15 protein-coding genes and 1 pseudogene are annotated in these 18,561 nt (G+C 67.6%); 8 read left to right on the top strand and 8 right to left on the bottom strand.

The features are described from left to right. Nucleotides 1-100 precede the first annotated feature (100 nt). The 8 genes from ACFC51_RS25250 to rpmH form a co-directional block, all read right to left on the bottom strand. Nucleotides 101-1,201 (bottom strand): ParB/RepB/Spo0J family partition protein, encoded by a 1,101-nt coding sequence (locus tag ACFC51_RS25250; RefSeq protein WP_376378543.1) that lies wholly within the window; start codon nucleotides 1,199-1,201, stop codon nucleotides 101-103. Then, complete coding sequence (locus tag ACFC51_RS25255; protein WP_376378553.1) at nucleotides 1,198-2,292, bottom strand: ParA family protein; 1,095 nt, start codon at nucleotides 2,290-2,292, stop codon at nucleotides 1,198-1,200. Before ACFC51_RS25255 ends, ACFC51_RS25250 begins: the two co-directional genes overlap by 4 nt. Nucleotides 2,293-2,584: 292 nt before the next feature. Then, a complete protein-coding gene (rsmG, locus tag ACFC51_RS25260) occupies nucleotides 2,585-3,301 on the bottom strand; it encodes a 16S rRNA (guanine(527)-N(7))-methyltransferase RsmG (RefSeq protein ID WP_329230755.1) in 717 nt (238 codons plus the stop codon). Between the two features lie 99 nt (nucleotides 3,302-3,400). After that, nucleotides 3,401-3,910 carry a R3H domain-containing nucleic acid-binding protein gene (locus tag ACFC51_RS25265; protein WP_329230753.1) on the bottom strand — a complete coding sequence of 170 codons (510 nt, stop codon included), beginning with the start codon at nucleotides 3,908-3,910 and terminating at the stop codon, nucleotides 3,401-3,403. 14 nt (nucleotides 3,911-3,924) lie between these two features. Beyond that, complete coding sequence (gene yidC, locus ACFC51_RS25270) at nucleotides 3,925-5,193, bottom strand: membrane protein insertase YidC (protein ID WP_376378539.1); 1,269 nt, start codon at nucleotides 5,191-5,193, stop codon at nucleotides 3,925-3,927. A gap of 3 nt (nucleotides 5,194-5,196) precedes the next feature. After that, nucleotides 5,197-5,556 carry a membrane protein insertion efficiency factor YidD gene (yidD, locus tag ACFC51_RS25275; protein ID WP_376378536.1) on the bottom strand — a complete coding sequence of 120 codons (360 nt, stop codon included), beginning with the start codon at nucleotides 5,554-5,556 and terminating at the stop codon, nucleotides 5,197-5,199. Continuing rightward, a complete protein-coding gene (rnpA, locus tag ACFC51_RS25280; RefSeq protein ID WP_329230750.1) occupies nucleotides 5,553-5,924 on the bottom strand; it encodes a ribonuclease P protein component in 372 nt (123 codons plus the stop codon). The genes yidD and rnpA overlap by 4 nt, the downstream gene beginning before the upstream one ends. A gap of 18 nt (nucleotides 5,925-5,942) precedes the next feature. Then, entirely contained in the window at nucleotides 5,943-6,080 is a 138-nt protein-coding gene (gene rpmH / locus ACFC51_RS25285; RefSeq protein ID WP_014047156.1) for a 50S ribosomal protein L34, read from the bottom strand. Nucleotides 6,081-6,461: 381 nt separating this feature from the next. On the opposite strand from rpmH, the gene dnaA reads away from it, so the two are divergent. From dnaA to ACFC51_RS25325, 8 genes and pseudogenes are all read left to right on the top strand, one after another. Then, nucleotides 6,462-8,243 (top strand): chromosomal replication initiator protein DnaA, encoded by a 1,782-nt coding sequence (gene dnaA, locus ACFC51_RS25290; RefSeq protein WP_376378532.1) that lies wholly within the window; start codon nucleotides 6,462-6,464, stop codon nucleotides 8,241-8,243. 1,084 nt (nucleotides 8,244-9,327) lie between these two features. After that, nucleotides 9,328-10,458, top strand: coding sequence for a DNA polymerase III subunit beta (gene dnaN, locus ACFC51_RS25295; RefSeq protein WP_073750679.1), 1,131 nt, complete (start codon nucleotides 9,328-9,330; stop codon nucleotides 10,456-10,458). A 145-nt stretch (nucleotides 10,459-10,603) separates the two neighbouring features. After that, nucleotides 10,604-11,482, top strand: coding sequence for a phosphogluconate dehydrogenase (NAD(+)-dependent, decarboxylating) (gene gnd, locus ACFC51_RS25300; RefSeq protein ID WP_014155225.1), 879 nt, complete (start codon nucleotides 10,604-10,606; stop codon nucleotides 11,480-11,482). Nucleotides 11,483-11,564: 82 nt separating this feature from the next. Beyond that, a complete protein-coding gene (gene recF, locus ACFC51_RS25305; RefSeq protein ID WP_376378529.1) occupies nucleotides 11,565-12,695 on the top strand; it encodes a DNA replication/repair protein RecF in 1,131 nt (376 codons plus the stop codon). Next, on the top strand, nucleotides 12,692-13,252 hold the full coding sequence (locus ACFC51_RS25310) for a DUF721 domain-containing protein (RefSeq protein WP_376530906.1): 561 nt from the start codon (nucleotides 12,692-12,694) through the stop codon (nucleotides 13,250-13,252). The genes recF and ACFC51_RS25310 overlap by 4 nt, the downstream gene beginning before the upstream one ends. Nucleotides 13,253-13,653: 401 nt before the next feature. Further along, entirely contained in the window at nucleotides 13,654-15,723 is a 2,070-nt protein-coding gene (gene gyrB, locus ACFC51_RS25315) for a DNA topoisomerase (ATP-hydrolyzing) subunit B (protein ID WP_376378524.1), read from the top strand. 46 nt (nucleotides 15,724-15,769) lie between these two features. After that, complete coding sequence (gyrA, locus tag ACFC51_RS25320; RefSeq protein WP_376378521.1) at nucleotides 15,770-18,397, top strand: DNA gyrase subunit A; 2,628 nt, start codon at nucleotides 15,770-15,772, stop codon at nucleotides 18,395-18,397. A 3-nt stretch (nucleotides 18,398-18,400) separates the two neighbouring features. Continuing rightward, nucleotides 18,401-18,561, top strand: a pseudogene (locus tag ACFC51_RS25325) (DUF3566 domain-containing protein); the annotation flags it as partial.

Raw genomic sequence — 18,561 nt, forward strand, 5'->3', positions numbered from 1 at the left:
TATCCACCCAGAGGTGAGGGGGATACCGAGAGACGGCAAAGGGCGGGCCGCGTCACGGAACAATTCCCGTGACGCGGCCCGCCTTCTGCGTCCGGCAGAATCAGGCCTCGTCGGCCTCAGCCTGCTCTTCCTCTACGCTCCGCTCCAGCACGCGTCCCTCACCCGGAGCAAGGCTGCCGAGAATGCGGTCCAGATCCTCCATCGAGGCGAACTCGACGACGATCTTTCCCTTCTTCTGACCGAGATCGACCTTCACTCTGGTCTCGAACCGGTCCGAGAGGCGCGAGGCCAGATCGGTCAGAGCCGGCGAGACCCGGCCGCCCGCCCGGGGGCCTCGAGGTTTCGCTGAACTTGTGGGCTCGGATCCGAGGAGATTCACGATTTCCTCGACCGCACGCACCGAGAGCCCCTCGGCCACGATGCGGTGAGCCAGCCGGTCCTGCTCCTCGGAATCGTCCACCGACAGCAGCGCCCTCGCATGCCCGGCCGAGAGAACTCCTGCCGCAACCCTGCGCTGCACCGGCGGCGAGAGCCGGAGCAGACGCAGCGTGTTCGAGACCTGGGGGCGGGACCGCCCGATCCGGTCCGCCAGCTGGTCATGAGTGCACTTGAAGTCCTTGAGCAGCTGGTCGTACGCCGCCGCCTCTTCCAAAGGATTCAGCTGGGCACGGTGGAGGTTCTCCAGCAGCGCGTCGAGGAGAAGCTTCTCGTCATCGGTCGCACGGACGATGGCCGGGATGCGCTCCAGGCCGGCCTCCCCGCATGCCCTCCAACGACGCTCACCCATGATGAGCTCGTAACGGTCCTCAGCGACCTTGCGCACGACGACGGGCTGGAGAAGGCCCACCTCCTTGATGGAGGTGACCAGCTCGGCCAACGCGTCCTCGTCGAAGACCTCACGAGGCTGCTTCGGGTTGGGCGTGATCGAAGCCAGTGGAATCTCGGCGAAGTAAGCCCCGGCAGAGTTCGTCTGCTCTGCAACAGGCTCCGGTTCCCCGACTGGCGAACTCGGCTCCGGAACCAGCGCACCGGTGGGAAGAGCGGCCAGCTTCGCAGCAGCCACTCCCCGCTCGGAGGTCAGCACGGGGGACACGCCGGCCGCGCCCGCACCGGACCCAGGGCTCGCGATCTGCTTCTCCTGGGGAGCTGCAGGAATCAGCGCGCCGAGTCCACGCCCCAGCCCTCTACGACGCTCGCTCACTGCATGCCCTCCGAATTGCTCTGCCGGCTGTTCTGGATGCCCGTATGGGCAGGCTCCCCCGCGGGGGCGTGCTGGGCCTCGTAATGCACCCCCACACCTCGCAGCGCGATCTCACGGGCTGCTTCGAGGTAGGACAGGGAGCCGCTGGAGCCCGGATCGTATGTCAGGACGGTCTGCCCGTAGCTCGGCGCCTCCGAGATCCGCACAGACCGCGGGATGCTGGTGCGCAGCACCTCCTTACCGAAGTGGGTGCGCACCTCCTCGGCAACCTGGGACGCGAGCCTGGTCCTGCCGTCGTACATGGTGAGCAGGATCGTCGACACGTGCAGGTCGGGATTGAGATGGCCCCGGACCAGGTCGACGTTGCGCAGCAGCTGCCCGAGGCCCTCCAGCGCGTAGTACTCGCACTGGATCGGGATGAGCACCTCTGCCCCGGCCACGAGGGCGTTGACCGTCAGCAGGCCGAGCGAAGGCGGACAGTCGATGAGGATGTAGTCCAGCGGCTGGTCATAGGCCTGAATCGCCCGCTGAAGCCGACTCTCCCGCGCCACCAGCGATACCAGCTCGATCTCCGCACCGGCGAGATCGATGGTTGCGGGGGCACAGAAGAGACCTTCGACATCCGGCACCGGCTGTACCACTTCGGAGAGCGGCATGCTCTCCACCAGGACGTCGTAGATGGAGGGGACTTCCGCGTGATGGTCGATCCCCAGAGCGGTGGAGGCGTTCCCCTGCGGGTCGAGGTCCACCACCAGGACACGGGCACCATGCAGTGCGAGTGATGCGGCGAGATTGACCGTCGAGGTCGTCTTGCCCACACCACCCTTCTGGTTGGCGACGACCATGACCCGCGTCCGGTCCGGCCGTGGCAGCCCTTCCCCGGCGCGGCCGAGGGCCTCGACCGCCAGCTGAGCAGCACGACCGATAGGTGTGTCATCCATCGGCGGTGGTGTTTCACGTGAAACACCGTCCCCCAGGGACTCGGTACGGGGACCGGGGACCGGATCGGTCATCGGTCCCGCGATGTTGGCGTCGGACCGCAAGGATTCACTCTCCTCGACTACAGGCTCGCAATGAACAGAGCCTGCCATGCTTTCGGGGTCGTGAACCAGCGAGGCCGACTGTTCTGTGGATGAATCCGGTTCTGTGGACAACTTCAGAACCCTTACGGGTTTACGGTCGCGCGGCGCGGCAGCCGCACGACCGCGGTCGATGATGCCCTGCAGCAGAGAACGACGTTTCACGTGAAACACGATGCCCCTGCAGCCCAGCGGCGGTGTCCCGACACTCCGCAGCTAGGGCATATCGCTGCATGCATGGAGCATCTTCACAAAGAGGAAGCAAGCACACAAAGACGGCAAAGCTTCTTCGCCGGGCTGCCGCTCAGCGGCGTCGTCGCGTACGGCCCACGCGTGCGGCCTTGGCGCGCTTTGCGGCGAACCTCACACCGCCGGGGCTCTCCCCGACCACGACCCGCACCACCGTGGACGCCGGGTCGACCAAGCCCTCACCGACCTGCAACACCTCGGTCTCCACTACTCCGAGCTTGCTCAGCGCGGCACGAGCCCCCTGGATCTCCTCCTCGGCCGTCCCTCCCTTGAGCGCCAGCATCTCTCCGTAGGGGCGGAGCAGGGGGACCCCCCAGCCTGCGAGCCGGTCGAGGGGGGCGACCGCTCGTGCCGTCACCACATGAACGGGCTGAAGCGTTCCGAGTACCTCTTCGGCGCGGCCCCGGACGACCGTCACATGGTCGAGCCCCAGGAGCTCGACGACCTCCTGGAGGAAGTTCGTACGGCGCAGCAGCGGCTCGAGCAGCGTGATCTTCAGGTCGGGACGCACCAGCGCGAGCGGGATACCGGGAAGCCCGGCTCCCGACCCCACGTCGCACACCGTGACACCCTCGGGAACCACTTCGGAGAGCACCGCACAGTTCAGCAGGTGCCGTTCCCAGAGGCGCGGCACCTCGCGAGGGCCGATCAGCCCGCGCTTGACGCCCGCGTCCGCGAGCAGCTCGGCATACCTGACAGCCTCGGGGAAGAACTCACCGAATACCGCCTGCGCCTCCTTGGGCGCCTGAGGGAGCTCTGCTTCCTCCGTCACGAGGACCGTCCTTCCGTACCGCACTAGCACGCTGACTATCGGGCTGATAAAGATCGGCCCCGCCTGCGAACAGACGGGGCCGACAGTACAAGGATCCGGTCAGGCCGGGAGAACGACGACGAAGCGCTGAGGCTCCTCGCCCTCGGACTCGCTGCGCAGACCTGCGGCCGCGACCGCATCGTGCACGACCTTGCGCTCGAACGGCGTCATCGGCTCCAGCTTCACGGGCTCGCCCGAGCTCTTGACCTCGTCGGCGGCCTTGGCACCCAGCGCCGCGAGAACCTCGCGCTTCTTGGCGCGGAAGCCGCCGATGTCCAGCATCAGCCGGCTGCGGTCACCGGTCTCGCGGTGCACGGCCAGGCGCGTCAGCTCCTGGAGCGCCTCCAGCACCTCGCCGTCACGGCCCACAAGCTTCTGCAGGTCACGCGGCGATTCACTGATGATCGAGACCGCGGCCCGGTCCGCCTCCACGTCCATGTCGATGTCGCCGTCGAGATCGGCGATGTCGAGCAGGCCCTCGAGGTAGTCAGCCGCGATCTCCCCCTCCTGCTCGAGGCGAGTCAGGGTGTCGCTGCCCTCAGCGGCCGTGGTGATGGTGCCGTCCGTCACGGATGGACTCCTTCTTACTTCTTGGACGGGTGCTTGGGCCGCTGCGGGCCCTTGCGCTGTCCGGACTTGGCTTGGCGTGAGGAGCCGGACGCGGCGGGCTTGGCCGCCGGCTTCGGCTTGTCGTCCTGCGATGCGTCCTGCTTCTCGAGCGAGGTCCTGGGCTCCGAATGGCCGGAGCCCTCCTCTTTCGCCGCACCGGCGTGCGTGGCCGCGGTGTGACGCTTCGCCTTGGTCTGCCGCTTCGGCTGCTGGCGCTTGGGCGCCGTGCCACCCTCTGCCTCGAGAACAGCGGCTTCACTCTTCGCCACCGTCCCGTCCTCCTGGGCGGCGAGGCCGAGCTTGCTCAGACCGGTGATGAACTTGCGCTCGATGTCGTTGCGGTCGGTCCCCTTGGAGACGATCCGCTTGACGGTGTTGCGCCGCGTCCTGCCGCGGACCTCACCGTGCGCCGTCACGCTCTTCAGCAGGCGACCGAGGTACTGGTCCTGCGCCTTGCTGCCCGGAGTCGGGTTCTGATTGATCACGTACATCTGCTGACCCATGGTCCAGACGTTGGTGGTCAGCCAGTACACGAGGACACCGACGGGGAAGTTGATGCCCATGACCGCGAAGATCAGCGGGAAGATGTACATCAGCATCTTCTGCTGCTGCATGTACGGGGTCTTCACCGTCAGGTCGACGTTCTTCGTCATCAGCTGGCGCTGCGTGAAGAACTGCGACGCGGACATCATCACGATCATGACGGCGGTGACGACCCGGACGTCGGTCAGCGAAGCGCCGAGCGCCGAGACCTTCTCCTCGCTGTCCATGAACTTCGCAGCGAGCGGGGCACCGAAGATGTGGGCCTGACGGGCACTGTCCAGCAGCGGCTGGTCGATGACACCGATCGTCTTGCCCGAGGCGATGGCCGAGAGCACGTGGTACAGGGCGAAGAAGAACGGGGACTGCGCCAGGATGGGAAGACACGAGGAGAGAGGGTTGGTCCCCGTCTCCTTGTACAGCTTCATCATCTCTTCGGACTGACGCTGTTTGTCGTTCTTGTAGCGCTCCTGGATCGCCTTCATCTTCGGCTGGAGCACCTGCATGTTCCGGGTCGACTTGATCTGCTTGACGAAAAGCGGGATCAGGCAGATCCGGATCAGGACCACCAGGGACACGATGGACAGGCCCCAGGCCCACCCCGTGTCATCGCCGAAGAGCGCTCCGTACAACTTGTGGAACTGGACGATGACCCATGAGACGGGCGTGGTGATAAAGCTGAACAGACTGGCAATCGTGTCCACTAATCAGGCTCCTTGAGCATTGGGCGAGGTCTCTGTGGCCGGGCTCGGGGGTTCGGAGACCGACCCCCCGGAAGGCACATCGCCGGCGGAGTCCCCGCCCTTGCCGCCACGCACACAGCTGCGCAGCAGTTCGTGCCAACGCGGACGTTTGCGTGGCGGTACGTGATCCACGCCGCCGGGTGACCACGGATTGCACCGCAGGATGCGCCATGCGGTCAGCGCTGTTCCCTTGATCGCACCGTGCCGGTCGATCGCCGTATATCCATAGTGGGAACACGACGGGTAGTAACGGCAGACAGGCCCGAGGAGCGGGCTGATCGTCCACTGATACAGCTTGATGAGAGCCAGCAGCGGGTACTTCATCGCGCGCCCCCTCCCAGCAGCCGCTGAAGGGCGGCATCCAGGTCTCGGGCCAGCTGTGCATGGTCGGCGTCGCCCGATCCGGGCAGCGCTCGTACGACAACAAGGCTACCGGGGGGCAGCTGAGGAAGCCGATCGCGGACCAGATGACGAAGCTTCCGCTTCACCGCGGTGCGAACGACCGCTCCACCCACTGCTTTGCTGACAACGAAACCCGCACGTGGCGGGGGAGCACTCTCCCCTGTCACGTGCGGGTCCGTAACACCGCTGCGTAGATGTACGACGAGTAGCGGGCGTCCGGCCCGACGTCCCCGGCGTACCGCGGCCGCGAAGTCCTCGCGCCGCCTCAGCCGATTCTCGGTAGGCAGCACGTCATGACCTGGCCGCGATCAGGCGGACAGGTTGGCGCGACCCTTGCCACGGCGGTTCGCGAGAATCGCGCGGCCGGCACGGGTACGCATGCGCAGTCGGAAGCCATGGGTCTTGGCGCGACGACGATTGTTCGGCTGGAAGGTGCGCTTGCTCACTCGGGGGCTCCAGAAATGATTCGTGTGTTGGCGGGACATCGCCTGGCTGTCACCGTGCGCCCACGAGGAACTCGCGTAAACGCCTTAGTGCACCGCTTCACAATCACAGATCGTGATCTTTGCCCATCGGAGGCAGGCGGCAGCAGCCATCGACAACTCGACCTGGTCACGGTACGCGCGGCTGCGCCATTCGGTCAAACCGGCTCCGCATCACCCCGTGCTGTACACAGCCTGTGGACAACAACTTGAACCGCGCGGGTCGCCCTGACTACCGTGGATGAACTCCGGTTCCTTTCCTTCCTGCCTGCCGGGCCTCACCCGACCCGACCCATCCCGTCCCGAGAAGCACACATTCGTGGGACATGCGAGAGAGCGTGCCTTGTGGCTGACGTACCTGCCGATCTTGCCGCAGTGTGGCCACGAGTGCTGGAACAACTCCTCGGGGAGGGCCAGCAGGGCATCGAGCCGAAGGACAAGCAGTGGATCGAGCGCTGTCAGCCCCTGGCACTCGTCGCCGACACCGCGCTGCTGGCTGTACCCAACGAATGGGGCAAGCGCGTCCTGGAGGGCCGGCTCGCTCCGCTCATCAGCGAGACGCTCACCCGTGAGTGCGGGCGCCCGATCCGGATCGCGATCACCGTGGACGACTCCGCGGGCGAGCCCCCCGCCCCGCCCGCGCCGCCGATGCACCAGCACCAGGGCCAGCAGGCCCACCGCTACCAGGGGCCGCAGCACGACGAGCCCTCGCGCAACGACGGGTACGACACCTACGGCCCGCGGCCCACCGACGACGGCATGCCGACGGCACGGCCCGCCTACCCGGACTACCAGCAGCACCGCCCCGAGCCCGGTGCCTGGCCCCGCGCCCAGGAGGACCTCTCCTGGCAGCCCCGGCACGGCGGCTATCAGGACCGCGACCCGTACGCGAGTCCGCGCCCGCAGCAGCCGCAGCACGACTACCGTCCGCAGCCGTCCGAGCACCAGGGCTACGAGCAGCAGCGGGACAGCCGTGACCGCCACGACCTTCAGGACCAGCAGCCCCAGCACCGCCAGAGCGGCCCCGGGACCGGCAGGGCCGGCGGCGGCCCGATGGGCACGCAGTCCGCGCCCCCGCCCGGTACCGGCGAGCCGCATGCCCGGCTGAATCCGAAGTACCTCTTCGACACCTTCGTCATCGGAGCGTCCAACCGCTTCGCGCACGCGGCTGCCGTCGCCGTCGCCGAGGCCCCCGCGAAGGCGTACAACCCCCTGTTCATCTACGGGGAGTCGGGACTCGGCAAGACCCACCTGCTGCACGCCATCGGCCACTACGCGCGGAGCCTCTATCCGGGCACCCGGGTGCGCTACGTGAGCTCCGAGGAGTTCACCAACGAGTTCATCAACTCGATCCGCGACGGCAAGGGCGACACCTTCCGCAAGCGCTACCGCGACGTGGACATCCTCCTGGTCGACGACATCCAGTTCCTGGCGAGCAAGGAGTCGACTCAGGAGGAGTTCTTCCACACCTTCAACACGCTCCACAACGCGAACAAGCAGATCGTGCTGTCCTCGGACCGACCGCCCAAGCAGCTGGTGACCCTCGAGGACCGGCTGCGCAACCGGTTCGAGTGGGGGCTCACCACCGATGTGCAGCCGCCGGAGCTGGAGACGCGTATCGCGATCCTCCGCAAGAAGGCCGTGCAGGAGCAGCTCAACGCCCCGCCGGAGGTGCTCGAGTTCATCGCCTCCCGTATCTCGCGCAACATCCGCGAGCTGGAGGGCGCACTCATCCGCGTGACCGCCTTCGCGAGCCTGAACCGGCAGCCGGTGGATCTCGGTCTCACCGAGATCGTGCTCAAGGACCTGATCCCGGGCGGCGAGGACTCGGCTCCCGAGATCACCGCGCCGGCCATCATGGCCGCGACCGCGGACTACTTCGGACTGACGGTGGAGGACCTCTGCGGATCCTCGCGCAGCCGTGTGCTGGTGACGGCGCGCCAGATCGCCATGTACCTCTGCCGTGAGCTGACCGATCTCTCCCTGCCCAAGATCGGCGCCCAGTTCGGCGGGCGCGACCACACCACGGTGATGCACGCCGACCGGAAGATCCGGGCCCTGATGGCGGAGCGGCGCTCCATCTACAACCAGGTCACCGAGCTGACCAACCGCATCAAGAACGGCTGAGCGCCGGCATCACGTCAGGACGCCACCGCACAGCACGTCCGGGGAACGCCCCGCCGAGGACCGCACGTCGTCCTCAGCGGGGCGTTCCCCTTTGTCCTCAGCGGGGCGTTCCGTGCCCTCGGAAGACATGAGAGCCGGTGTGCCTGGGACCTCGGAGAAGCCGCCAGGATCTTCCCGTGACGGCTCCGGGACGTCCACAGGAACCGCTGAGAGCGCCGGCATGAGTGTTCCGGGACAGCCTCGTGAGCGCCCTCGAAGGCCGATCCGAGGTCCTCTGCCCCCTGGTTCCGGTCGCGTGGGAGGGCAGATTTCGCGTGGAGTGTTCGAATTCCCGCCCCGGCCGGGTCCTTCTCCACAGATGATGGAGGAATCAGGCGTCCACAGCCTGGGGACTGCGAAGTTGTCCAGATTGCGTCCACAGGCCCGGCTGTCGATACTCCATCAGGCCAGGTCACACGCCTGGGGATTTGTGGTCAACAGTGATCCACACCCTGTGGACAAATTTTTCGTCCACAGGGCCGCGATGATGTTGTCCACCGGCGACCCACAGGCGGGTCGTGGTTGTCCCCAGCTTCTCCACACCCCTGTCCACTGTTCGGCAACCCGACACCGCCTTTCACTGCCGAGAGTGAAAGGCGTCACACGAGGGGGGTCGGTTGAGCTGTGGGGAACGTGGGTAAAGCTGGGGACAGCCCTGGGGAGAAGTCACCCCGGCCTGTGCATCGGGTGTGCAGAACTTTCGCGTGTCCACAGAAACGCCTGGTTGTCCACCGGTGCCACCCACAGGACCGGTGGACAAAAAACAGCTTCTGACCTGCGAAAACAACGTTATCCACGGTTTCCACAGGGCCTACTACTACTACCACTCAGAGTTAGCCAGGAATCCGCTTCGAAGTGGGGCCTGTGCACAACTCGAGCGGCGAGCTCGGCCGACCTCTTGGCGCGACTTGACCCCGAGCAGCAACGAGTGTCGGCGCCGTACGTCAGACTGGACCCCGGTGGTCTCCCCAGCCCCTCGGCGGGGAGCCCCGGTCAGACGACGAAGGCCAGCAGGGCGAGCGAGCAACAGCAGGAGGCGGTTCCGGTGAAGATCCGGGTGGAGCGCGATGTACTCGCGGAGGCGGTGGCCTGGGTGGCCCGCAGCCTCCCGGCCCGTCCGCCGGCGCCCGTTCTCGCGGGCCTTCTCCTGAAGGCTGAGGACGGAGCCCTCAGCTTCTCGAGCTTCGACTACGAGGTCTCGGCCAAGGTCTCGGTGGACGCGGAGATCGAGGAGGACGGCACGGTGCTCGTCTCCGGCCGTCTCCTCGCCGACATCTGCCGCGCCCTGCCGAACAGGCCGGTGGAGATTTCCACAGACGGTGTACGGGCGACGGTGGTCTGCGGCTCCTCGCGGTTCACCCTCCACACCCTTCCTGTGGAGGAGTACCCGGCGCTGCCGCAGATGCCGACCGCCACGGGCACCGTTCCCGGTGAGGTCTTCGCCTCCGCCGCGGCCCAGGTCGCCATCGCGGCCGGCCGTGACGACACCCTCCCCGTCCTCACCGGTGTCCGGATCGAGATCGAGGGCGACACCGTCACCCTCGCGTCGACCGACCGCTACCGCTTCGCGGTCCGCGAGTTCCTGTGGAAGCCGGAGAACCCCGACGCCTCGGCCGTGGCCCTGGTGCCCGCCAAGACGCTGCTGGACACTGCCAAGGCACTGACCAGCGGTGACACGGTGACGCTGGCGCTGTCGGGCTCCGGTGCGGGCGAAGGCCTCATCGGCTTCGAGGGTGCCGGCCGCCGGACGACCACGCGGCTGCTCGAAGGCGACCTCCCGAAGTACCGGACGCTCTTCCCCACCGAGTTCAACTCGGTCGCGGTCATCGAGACGGCCCCGTTCGTCGAGGCCGTCAAGCGTGTGGCCCTCGTCGCCGAGCGCAACACCCCGGTGCGGCTCAGCTTCGAGCAGGGCGTGCTGATTCTCGAGGCCGGTTCCAGCGACGACGCACAGGCTGTGGAGCGTGTCGACGCGGTACTCGAGGGCGACGACATCTCGATCGCCTTCAACCCGACCTTCCTGCTGGACGGGCTCAGCGCGATCGACTCCCCGGTCGCCCAGCTCTCCTTCACGACGTCGACCAAGCCGGCGCTTCTCAGCGGCCGCCCGGCCGTCGACGCCGAGGCGAACGACGCGTACAAGTACCTGATCATGCCGGTCCGCCTCTCCGGCTGATCCGGCGGTCGTTCCTGTCATGGCAGTTTCCGGCGGGCAGGCTCAGCGCAGAGCGGGCCCACCGTGCTGCACCCCGCCGTGCTGTCCCGGCCGGGCGTAGGCTCGGTCCTGGGTACGAATCGGCACAACGCTTAAGGAATCTCTGATGGAGCTCGGTCTCGTCGGCCTCGGCAAGATGGGCGGCAACATGCGCGAGCGCATCCGCCGCGCAGGGCACACGGTCATCGGTTACGACCGCAACCCGGACGTCGCCGATGTCCACAGCCTCGAAGAGCTTGTGGGCAAGCTCAAGGGCCCGCGCGTCGTGTGGGTGATGGTCCCGGCCGGTGCCGCGACCCAGTCGACCATCGACGAGCTGGCCGACCTGCTCTCCCCGGGTGACGTGGTCGTGGACGGCGGCAACTCGCGCTGGACCGACGACGAGAAGCACGCCGTCGAGCTGGGGATCAAGGACATCGGCTTCGTCGACTGCGGCGTCTCCGGTGGTGTCTGGGGCCTGGAGAACGGCTACGCCCTGATGTACGGCGGCACCGAGGAGAACGTCGCCAAGGTCCAGCCGATCTTCGACGCCCTGAAGCCCGAGGGTGACTTCGGTTCCGTCCACGCGGGCAAGGTCGGCGCCGGCCACTTCGCGAAGATGGTCCACAACGGCATCGAGTACGCCATGATGCAGGCCTACGCCGAGGGCTGGGAGCTCCTGGAGAAGGTCGACTCCGTCACCGACGTGCGCGAGGTCTTCCGTTCCTGGCAGGAGGGCACGGTCATCCGTTCCTGGCTGCTCGACCTCGCGGTCAACGCCCTCGACGACGACGAGCACCTCGACCAGCTCCGCGGGTTCGCCGCGGACTCCGGCGAAGGCCGGTGGACGGTCGAGGCCGCCATCGACAACGCGGTGCCGCTGCCCGCGATCACCGCGTCCCTGTTCGCGCGCTTCGCCTCGCGACAGGACGACTCGCCGCAGATGAAGATGATCGCCGCGCTGCGCAACCAGTTCGGCGGCCACGCGGTCGAGAACAAGAAGTAGTCCGCAGGAGACAGCCGCGGGCAGCACACGGCCCGCGGCACTCGCGGCAGACAGCAGAGCACAGTCGGAAGGGTCGGCGACCATGCACGTCACGCATCTCTCGCTGGCCGACTTCCGTTCGTACGCCCGGGTCGAGGTTCCTCTCGAGCCGGGCGTCACCGCGTTCGTGGGGGCCAACGGCCAGGGCAAGACCAACCTGGTGGAGGCCGTCGGCTACCTCGCCACACTCGGCAGCCACCGGGTGTCGTCCGACGCGCCCCTGGTGCGGATGGGCGCGGAGCGGGCCGTCGTACGGGCTGCGGTCACCCAGGGCGAACGCTCGCAGCTGATCGAGCTCGAGCTCAATCCGGGCCGCGCGAATCGGGCCCGTATCAACAGGTCGTCGCAGGTCAGGCCGCGTGACGTCCTGGGGATCGTGCGGACGGTGCTGTTCGCGCCGGAGGACCTGGCCCTGGTCAAGGGTGATCCGGGTGAGCGGCGGCGCTTCCTGGACGAGCTGATCACCGCGCGCTCCCCCCGCATGGCCGGGGTGCGTTCCGACTACGAGCGGGTGCTGAAGCAGCGCAACACCCTGCTGAAGTCCGCGGCGATGGCCCGCAGGCACGGCGGCCGTTCGATGGACCTGTCCACCCTGGACGTGTGGGACCAGCATCTGGGCCGGGTGGGGGCCGAGCTGCTGGCGCAGCGGCTGGATCTCATCTCGACGCTGCAGCCGCTGGCCGACAAGGCCTACGCGGACGTCGCACCCGGCGGCGGCCCCGTGACGCTGGAGTACCGCAGTTCCGTCGGTGCGGACGTGGAGCCCGCGCGGACCCGCGAGGAGCTCTACGAGCAGGTGATGGCGGCGCTGGTCCAGGCACGCAAGCAGGAGATCGAGCGCGGCGTGACGCTGGTCGGTCCGCACCGTGACGACCTGGTGCTGGGCCTGCGCGGAATGCCGGCGAAGGGGTACGCGAGCCACGGCGAGTCCTGGTCGTACGCCCTGGCGCTGCGGCTGGCCTCCTACGATCTGCTCCGTACCGAGGGCAACGAACCGGTGCTGGTGCTGGACGACGTGTTCGCCGAGCTGGACGCACGGCGCCGCGAGCGGCTGGCCGAGTTGGTGGCCCCCGGCGAGCAGGTACTGGTCACGGCCGCCGTGGACGACGACGTCCCGGGTGCGCTGGCCGGTGCGCGGTACGCGGTGTCCGCCGGGGAGGTGGAGCGGCTGTGAGCGGCCCGGAGGAACAGGGCGGATCCACGCCGGGCCCGGCCAAGCAGCCGGAGGTGTCGGGTGTCGACCTGGCGCGGGTGGCCCTGCGCGCGGCCAAGGAGCAGGCCCGCGCCCGGGGCGCCGCGGCGCAGCAGAAGAACCAGGCACGGCGCGGGGGCGGCCTGAGGTCGGGGGCCCGCTCCGACGGCCGCGATCCGCTGCCCCTGGGGTCGGCGGTCAGCCGGCTGATCACCGAGCGCGGCTGGGAGACCCCGGCAGCCGTCGGCGGTGTGATGGGCCGCTGGCCGCAGATCGTCGGTGACGATCTGGCCAATCACTGTGTCCCGGTGCGGTACGACGACGACCCTGCCGAGCGGGTCCTGACCGTGCAGTGCGACTCGACGGCGTGGGCGACGCAGCTGCGCCTGCTGGCCCCGCAGCTGGTGGCCAGGCTGAACACGGATCTGGGCCACGGCACCGTGCGAGTGATCAAGGTGCTCGCCCCGGGCGGTCCGCAGCGCAGATTCGGCCCTCTCCGGACGCCCGGGAGCAGGGGACCCGGCGACACCTACGGCTGAGCAGGGCTTTTCCGCGTCCGCGGCCCCAGCCTGCCGACGCGTGCAGGGAGTGGCCGAGGGCGGCGCATCCGCATCTGCCCCGGTTCGGCACCACCCCTTCCTGTCCGCTATGTGCGGTTATGGGTGACTTCGCGTCATGCGGGGGATGCGGGGCGTCCCTCACCGTAGCCGGAGGTTGACAGGCCGAAGCGCGCAAAGCCCTCGTGAGCCTCTCGGGGGCCCTTCCTGAATATGGGGAGTCGTCAGCCGCTGGTTCAGGGCGGCACATGGGTACTGAGGCACCCGCAAACCCCCATTCATGTCAGCGCTACCGGTAGACTGGTGCACAATCCCGCTTCCTTGCGGGAGTCGTCGATACAAGCCGAACGACGCAGCCGCTCCCGCCTGCCGGAGAACGGCCTGTGCTGTGCCAGAAAGGGCGCTTCGTGGCCGATTCCGGCAACCCCAACGAGAACATTCCGTCCACCGCCGGTGAGCAAGGCGAGGTGACCTCCTCGTACGACGCGAGTGCGATCACCGTGCTCGAAGGCCTGGACGCGGTCCGTAAGCGACCCGGCATGTACATCGGGTCCACCGGTGAGCGCGGTCTCCACCACCTCGTGCAAGAGGTTGTCGACAACTCGGTCGACGAGGCCATGGCCGGGCACGCGGACACCATCGACGTCACGATCCTCGCCGACGGCGGGGTGCGTGTGGTCGACAACGGCCGCGGCATCCCGGTCGGCATCGTGCCGTCCGAGGGCAAGCCGGCCGTCGAGGTCGTGCTCACCGTCCTGCACGCGGGCGGAAAGTTCGGCGGCGGCGGCTACGCCGTCTCCGGCGGTCTGCACGGCGTCGGTGTGTCCGTCGTCAACGCCCTGTCCACACGGGTGGGCGTCGAGGTCAAGACCGACGGCTACCGCTGGACCCAGGACTACAAGCTCGGTGTCCCGACGGCCCCGCTGGCCCGCCACGAGGCGACGGACGAGACGGGTACGACCGTCACCTTCTGGGCCGACGGCGATGTCTTCGAGACCACCGACTACTCCTTCGAGACCCTCTCGCGCCGCTTCCAGGAGATGGCGTTCCTCAACAAGGGACTCACTCTCAAGCTCACCGACGAGCGGGAGTCGGCGAAGGCCACGGCGGGCGCGGACAGCGCCGAGGTGGTCGACGTACCCGACGAGGAGTCGACGCGCACGGTCACGTACCACTACGAGAACGGCATCGTCGACTTCGTCAAGTACCTCAACTCCCGCAAGGGCGAGCTCATTCACCAGTCGGTGATCGACATCGAGGCCGAGGACAAGGACAGGCTCCTCTCGGCCGAGATCGCCATGCAGTGGAACACGCAGTACAGCGAGGGTGTGTACTCCTTCGCCAACGCGATCCACACGCACGAGGGCGGCACGCACGAGGAGGGCTTCCGCGCGGCGCTGACCTCGCTGGTCAACCGCTACGCGCGCGACAAGAAGCTGCTGCGCGAGAAGGACGACAACCTCACCGGCGAGGACGTCCGTGAGGGTCTGACGGCGATCATCTCGGTGAAGCTCGGCGAGCCGCAGTTCGAGGGGCAGACGAAGACCAAGCTCGGCAACACCGAGGCGAAGACCTTCGTCCAGAAGGTCGTCCACGAGCAGTTGACGGACTGGTTCGACCGGAACCCCAACGAGGCCGCCGACATCATCCGCAAGGGCATCGCGGCGTCCACGGCCCGCGTCGCGGCCCGCAAGGCGCGTGACCTCACCCGGCGCAAGGGGCTCCTGGAGAGCGCCTCGCTGCCCGGCAAGCTGAGCGACTGCCAGTCCAACGACCCGACGAAGTGCGAGATCTTCATCGTCGAGGGTGACTCCGCCGGTGGTTCGGCGAAGTCCGGCCGGAACCCGATGTACCAGGCCATCCTGCCGATCCGGGGCAAGATCCTGAACGTCGAGAAGGCCCGTATCGACAAGATCCTGCAGAACACCGAGGTCCAGGCGCTGATCTCGGCCTTCGGTACCGGGGTCCACGAGGACTTCGACATCGAGAAGCTCCGCTATCACAAGATCATTCTGATGGCGGACGCCGACGTCGACGGCCAGCACATCAACACCCTGCTGCTGACCTTCCTGTTCCGCTTCATGCGGCCGCTGGTCGAGTCCGGGCACGTCTACCTCTCCCGCCCTCCGCTCTACAAGATCAAGTGGGGTCGCGACGACTTCGAGTACGCGTACTCCGACCGTGAGCGCGACGCCCTGGTGGCGCTGGGCAAGCAGAACGGCAAGCGCATCAAGGAAGACTCGATCCAGCGCTTCAAGGGCCTCGGCGAGATGAACGCCGAGGAGCTCCGCGTCACCACGATGGACGTCGACCACCGTGTGCTGGGCCAGGTCACGCTCGACGACGCGGCGCAGGCCGACGACCTGTTCTCGGTGCTGATGGGCGAGGACGTCGAGGCGCGGCGCTCGTTCATCCAGCGCAACGCCAAGGACGTCCGCTTCCTCGACATCTGAGTCGGCCGTACAAGCAAGCCGCAGTGCGAAAGGACTTTGACCAGCAATGGCCGACGAGAACACCCCTGTGATGCCCGAAGAGGAGCCCGCCGTCCCGGGTGTGGGCATGCGTGTCGAGCCCGTCGGGCTCGAGACGGAGATGCAGCGCTCCTACCTCGACTACGCGATGTCCGTCATCGTCTCGCGTGCGCTGCCCGACGTGAGGGACGGTCTGAAGCCCGTCCACCGCCGGGTGCTGTACGCGATGTACGACGGTGGCTACCGGCCCGAGAAGGGCTTCTACAAGTGCGCCCGCGTCGTCGGTGACGTCATGGGTACGTACCACCCCCACGGCGACTCCTCGATCTACGACGCGCTCGTGCGACTGGCACAGCACTGGTCGATGCGCATGCCGCTGGTGGACTCCAACGGCAACTTCGGTTCCCCGGGCAACGACCCGGCCGCGGCCATGCGGTACACCGAGTGCAAGATGATGCCGCTGTCCATGGAGATGGTCCGGGACATCGACGAGGAGACCGTCGACTTCCAGGACAACTACGACGGCCGCAACCAGGAGCCGACCGTCCTGCCGGCGCGCTTCCCGAACCTCCTGGTGAATGGTTCCGCCGGCATCGCGGTCGGTATGGCGACCAACATCCCGCCGCACAACCTGCGCGAGGTCGCCGCCGGTGCGCAGTGGTACCTGGAGCACCCGGAGGCCTCGCACGAGGAGCTCCTGGACGCCCTCATCGAGCGGATCAAGGGTCCCGACTTCCCGACCGGCGCGCTGGTCGTGGGCCGCAAGGGCATCGAGGAGGCGTACCGCACGGGCCGTGGCTCCATCACGATGCGCGCCGTCGTGGCGGTCGAGGAGATCCAGAACAGGCAGTGCCTGGTCGTCACGGAGCTCCCGTACCAGACCAACCCCGACAACCTCGCGCAGAAGATCGCCGACCTGGTGAAGGACGGCAAGGTCGGCGGCATCGCGGACGTCCGCGACGAGACCTCCTCGCGCACGGGCCAGCGCCTGGTCGTCGTGCTGAAGCGTGACGCGGTCGCCAAGGTCGTGCTCAACAACCTCTACAAGCACACCGATCTGCAGTCGAACTTCGGCGCCAACATGCTGGCGCTCGTCGACGGTGTGCCGCGCACGCTGTCGATCGACGCGTTCATCCGTCACTGGGTGACGCACCAGATCGAGGTCATCGTCCGGCGGACCAGGTTCCGTCTGCGGAAGGCCGAGGAGCGGGCGCACATCCTGCGCGGCCTCCTCAAGGCACTGAACGCGATCGAAGAGGTCATCGCGCTCATCCGCCGCAGCAACACCGTGGAGATCGCGCGTGAGGGCCTGATGGGCCTGCTGGAGATCGACGAGATCCAGGCGAACGCGATCCTGGAGATGCAGCTGCGCCGCCTGGCCGCTCTGGAGCACCAGAAGATCACCGCCGAGCACGACGAGCTCCAGGCGAAGATCAACGAGTACAACGAGATCCTGGCCTCCCCTGCGAAGCAGCGTCAGATCGTCAGCGAGGAGCTGGCGGCGATCGTCGACAAGTTCGGCGACGACAGGCGCTCGAAGCTGGTGCCCTTCGACGGCGACATGTCGATCGAGGACCTCATCGCCGAGGAAGACATCGTCGTCACCATCTCGCGCGGTGGGTACGTCAAGCGCACCAAGACGGACGACTACCGCTCGCAGAAGCGCGGCGGCAAGGGTGTGCGCGGCACGAAGCTCCGGGAAGACGACATCGTCGACCACTTCTTCGTGTCGACGACGCACCACTGGCTGCTGTTCTTCACCAACAAGGGCCGGGTCTACCGGGCCAAGGCGTACGAGCTGCCGGACGCCGGCCGTGACGCGCGTGGCCAGCACGTGGCGAACCTCCTGGCCTTCCAGCCGGACGAGCAGATCGCGCAGATCCTGGCGATCCGCGACTACGAGGCGGCGCCTTACCTGATCCTGGCCACCAAGGGCGGCCTGGTGAAGAAGACGGCGCTCAAGGACTACGACTCCCCCCGCTCCGGCGGCGTCATCGCCATCAACCTGCGGGAGACGCAGGACGGCAGCGACGACGAGCTGATCGGCGCCGAGCTGGTGTCGGCCGAGGACGACCTGCTGCTCGTCAGCAGGAAGGCCCAGTCGATCAGGTTCACCGCCACGGACGACGCGCTGCGCCCGATGGGCCGCGCCACCTCCGGCGTGAAGGGCATGAGTTTCCGCGAGGGCGACGAACTGCTCTCGATGAATGTTGTCCGGCCCGGTACGTTCGTGTTCACTGCCACCGACGGTGGGTACGCGAAGCGGACCGCTGTCGACGAGTACCGCGTCCAGGGCCGTGGCGGTCTGGGTATCAAGGCTGCCAAGATCGTCGAGGACCGCGGTTCGCTCGTCGGCGCGCTGGTGGTGGAGGAAGCGGACGAGATCCTCGCCATCACGCTCGGCGGTGGTGTGATTCGTACGCGAGTCAATGAAGTCAGGGAGACGGGCCGTGACACCATGGGCGTCCAACTGATCAATCTGGGCAAGCGTGATGCCGTCGTCGGCATCGCGCGCAACGCCGAGGCCGGTCGTGAGGCCGAAGAGGTCGACGGGACCGATGAAGCCGAAGGCGCCACGGTCGAGGCCCATGCCGAGAACGTGGTCGAGGGCACAGTCGAGGGCACGGCGCCTTCGGCCGGGGAGCACGAGGAGTAGAGCGTGAGTGGAGCCACGGGCGCCGGTTCGGCCGCTTCCGAAGCCGGCGCGAACGGCGCCCGTGGCCCTGCCACGGACTCCCAAGGGGGCACTGTGACGGACACTCGGGGACCTCAGCCGCAGTACGAGGGGTACGCGACCGGGCCGTTGCCCGGCGAGCGGGA

The organism is Streptomyces sp. NPDC055962, from assembly GCF_042270185.1.
Taxonomy (GTDB): Bacteria; Actinomycetota; Actinomycetes; order Streptomycetales; family Streptomycetaceae; genus Streptomyces.